5 protein-coding genes are annotated in these 2,762 nt (G+C 30.4%); 3 read left to right on the top strand and 2 right to left on the bottom strand.

Annotated elements, in window-relative coordinates:
* The coding region (gene fetB / locus HG1285_RS04965) for an iron export ABC transporter permease subunit FetB (RefSeq protein ID WP_008288509.1) at positions 1-701 on the bottom strand (701 nt) is incomplete at its 3' end.
* A gap of 112 nt (positions 702-813) precedes the next feature.
* Here fetB and HG1285_RS04960 point away from each other — a divergent pair.
* Genes HG1285_RS04960 through HG1285_RS04950 form a run of 3 tightly spaced genes read left to right on the top strand, consistent with a single transcriptional unit; the run spans position 814 to position 2,192 of the window.
* On the top strand, positions 814-1,197 hold the full coding sequence (locus tag HG1285_RS04960; protein WP_008288510.1) for a transcriptional repressor: 384 nt from the start codon (positions 814-816) through the stop codon (positions 1,195-1,197).
* A complete protein-coding gene (locus tag HG1285_RS04955) occupies positions 1,198-1,785 on the top strand; it encodes a sulfite oxidase-like oxidoreductase (protein WP_008288511.1) in 588 nt (195 codons plus the stop codon).
* Positions 1,761-2,192 (top strand): hypothetical protein, encoded by a 432-nt coding sequence (locus HG1285_RS04950; protein WP_008288512.1) that lies wholly within the window; start codon positions 1,761-1,763, stop codon positions 2,190-2,192. Before HG1285_RS04955 ends, HG1285_RS04950 begins: the two co-directional genes overlap by 25 nt.
* On the opposite strand, the gene HG1285_RS04945 is transcribed toward HG1285_RS04950, so the two are convergent.
* A partial coding sequence (locus HG1285_RS04945; protein WP_008288513.1) for a DnaJ C-terminal domain-containing protein occupies positions 2,189-2,762 on the bottom strand: 574 nt, incomplete at its 5' end. The genes HG1285_RS04950 and HG1285_RS04945 overlap by 4 nt on opposite strands.

The following is a 2,762-nucleotide window of genomic DNA, read 5'->3' on the forward strand; positions in this document are numbered from 1 at the left end:
GCAAAATTTATAGTAATTACAGAAGTAAAAAGAGCTACAGCCACCATCATATACATTATAACAAGCTGATAGGAAACTGCCTGCAAAGGAGGAGCACCAGCTAAAAGCATTCCAGTTGTAATTCCCGGAATATGTATTATCCCTACAGTCTGAAGGCTATTTACTGTTGGTATTAATGCAGATTTTACTGCCTTTTTCATTAAGTTTTTCAATGCCTGTTTTAAGGTTGTCCCAAGAGCAACAAAATTTTCTATTAAATCAACATTAGACTGGATTTCCCCTTTTAACCTGTCAACTGTAAGTGTATAAATATTTAATGAATTTCCTATTACCATCCCACCTACAGGTATTAGCTCATTTGGTTTAAAGGATATTACGCCGATTAAAAGTAAAGAACCAATAACTATAAAGGAAGCAAGAGAGATACATATAAATGCAGTCAGAAAGCCTTTTTCTTTAATCTCAATTCTATTTTGTGCTGTGTAAGCGGCAAAACCACACATAAAAGTTAAGATAAATACTAAGAAAACTGGATGTTCAATTTTAAAAATATAAACAAGTAAATATCCAAGTATCAAAAGCTGGATAAAAGCTCTGATTGAGTTTATAAGTATTTGTTTTTCTATACCTAACTTTTCTTTATAAGAGTAATAAAGAGCAATTAAAATGAGAACATAAGAAATAAGAAACTTAAATTCCACTAATTCTCCTTTGGTTTTGAAATTTTACTGCAATTGAATATAATTATTAATTAATAGTAGTATAAGATATTTAATTATAACTATTTAATTATAACTCATAGAGGAGTAAAAAGTGAATAATATAAAGAGAAGAAACACAAGACAAAGAGCAATTATATACGATATTGTAGCCTCAACAGATACACACCCAACAGCAGACTGGATATACGAAAAGGCTAAAAAAGTAATACCAAATATAAGTCTTGGAACTGTTTATAGAAATCTAAATATCCTGAAAGAAGAAGGTAAAATTATAGAAATACAGGATTCAAAACAGAGCAGATTTGACGCAAAAACACAGCCCCACTATCATTTTAAGTGTGAAAAATGCGGTGGTTTGTACGACATAGAAGAAGAAAAGGTTTACATATCAACAAATCTTGACGAAGAAGGCTACCAGCTAAAGGATGCATTTGTTATACTAAATGGTATATGCTATAAATGTAAAGGAAATTAAATGAAAGAAATAATAAGTCCAATAAATTTTAGGGAAGATAGACTTCCTCCCGGACAACACTGGGTTGACAAATTAATAGTATTAGATATTGCAGGCCCACCTCCTGTAGATTTATCACGATATAGATTTAGAATTTTTGGAGAAGTTGAAGAGCCAGCAGTTTTATTATGGGATGATATTTTAGACCTTGAAAAAGTAAAACTTACAGCTGATTTTCACTGCGTAACAAGATGGAGTGCAAAAGATGTACAGTGGGAAGGATTTCATGTAAACGAGATTAAAAAATTAGTAAAAATAAATCATGATGTAAAAGCAGTAATGATACATTCACTTGACGGCTATACAACAAATATACCAATAGAGTACTTTTTTGATGAAGATGTAATATTTGCTTACAAACTTTTTGGCAAGCCTCTACCAGCTGACCACGGTTTTCCGCTTAGGCTTGTTGTACCAAAACTTTATGCGTGGAAAAGTGCTAAATTTGTGTCAGGAGTTGAGTTTTTAAAAGAGGATATACCAGGTTTTTGGGAACAAAGAGGATATCATATGAGAGGAGAACCATGGAAAGAAGAAAGATATTCTTAATTGGATTAATTTTGTTTTTTTTAATGAAAGGCTCTTTTGCAGGAGAAAAAAACTTTGATAAATATTTTCTATCTTCGTATCCTGACATAATAAAGGTGATACTTGATAATAAAGACCAACTTAATCTTTCTACTACCCAAAATGAAGCAATAGAAGCTGCTATAAGCCAGTATGAACCTATGATTAACGAAAGAAAAAAGCAAATAGACCAGTTAGAAAAAGACCTTCAGGATTTAATACTTCATGGAGGTGAGTCTTCAAAAATTAAATCTATTATCTTAAAACTTGCCCAATTAAAATCTGAAAACTTAGTTTTAAAAATAAAAGAAATTAGAGAGATACAAAACAACCTTACAGAAAGCCAGTATAAAAAAATATTATCTTACTTGGAAGGAAAATCTATTTAGACATATTTGACAGATATATAAATATTACCTTTTTCTCCACTTTTTGAAATAAAACCTTCTCCTGTTATCCTCAAAGTTATATTTTCTGCATTTTCAGGAATTTTAACTTTTAAATTTTCTCCTTTTAAGTTTTTTATATTTATAAAGTTTTCCTGATTTTTTTTACTTTCAGGAATAGAAATTTCTGCGTATAAATTCAGTCCTTTTTTGATATAGAAGTGATGTTTCTTTAAACTAAACTTTATCTGAAGGTCTCCGTCTTTACCTCCATTTATTCCTTTATTTCCTTCGCCTTTAAATGTTAATGTGAGTCTATCTGTGGAAAATGAAGGAACTGATATACTAAGATGAACGTCTTTTTTTATTAAACCTTTTCCTCCACAGTTGCTGCATGGATTTAAAATCTCAAACTTTCTACCTTTACAAAAAGGGCAGGGGATGTCTATTAAAGGCGTTTTTATTTTTCCTTTTCCTTTACATTTTGAACATTCTTTTATAATAGAGTTTTCTCCAATTCCACTGCCTTTACAGTCCGGGCATACTTCATTTCTTTTAAATAATATATTTTTT

This window comes from Hydrogenivirga sp. 128-5-R1-1, from assembly GCF_000171895.1.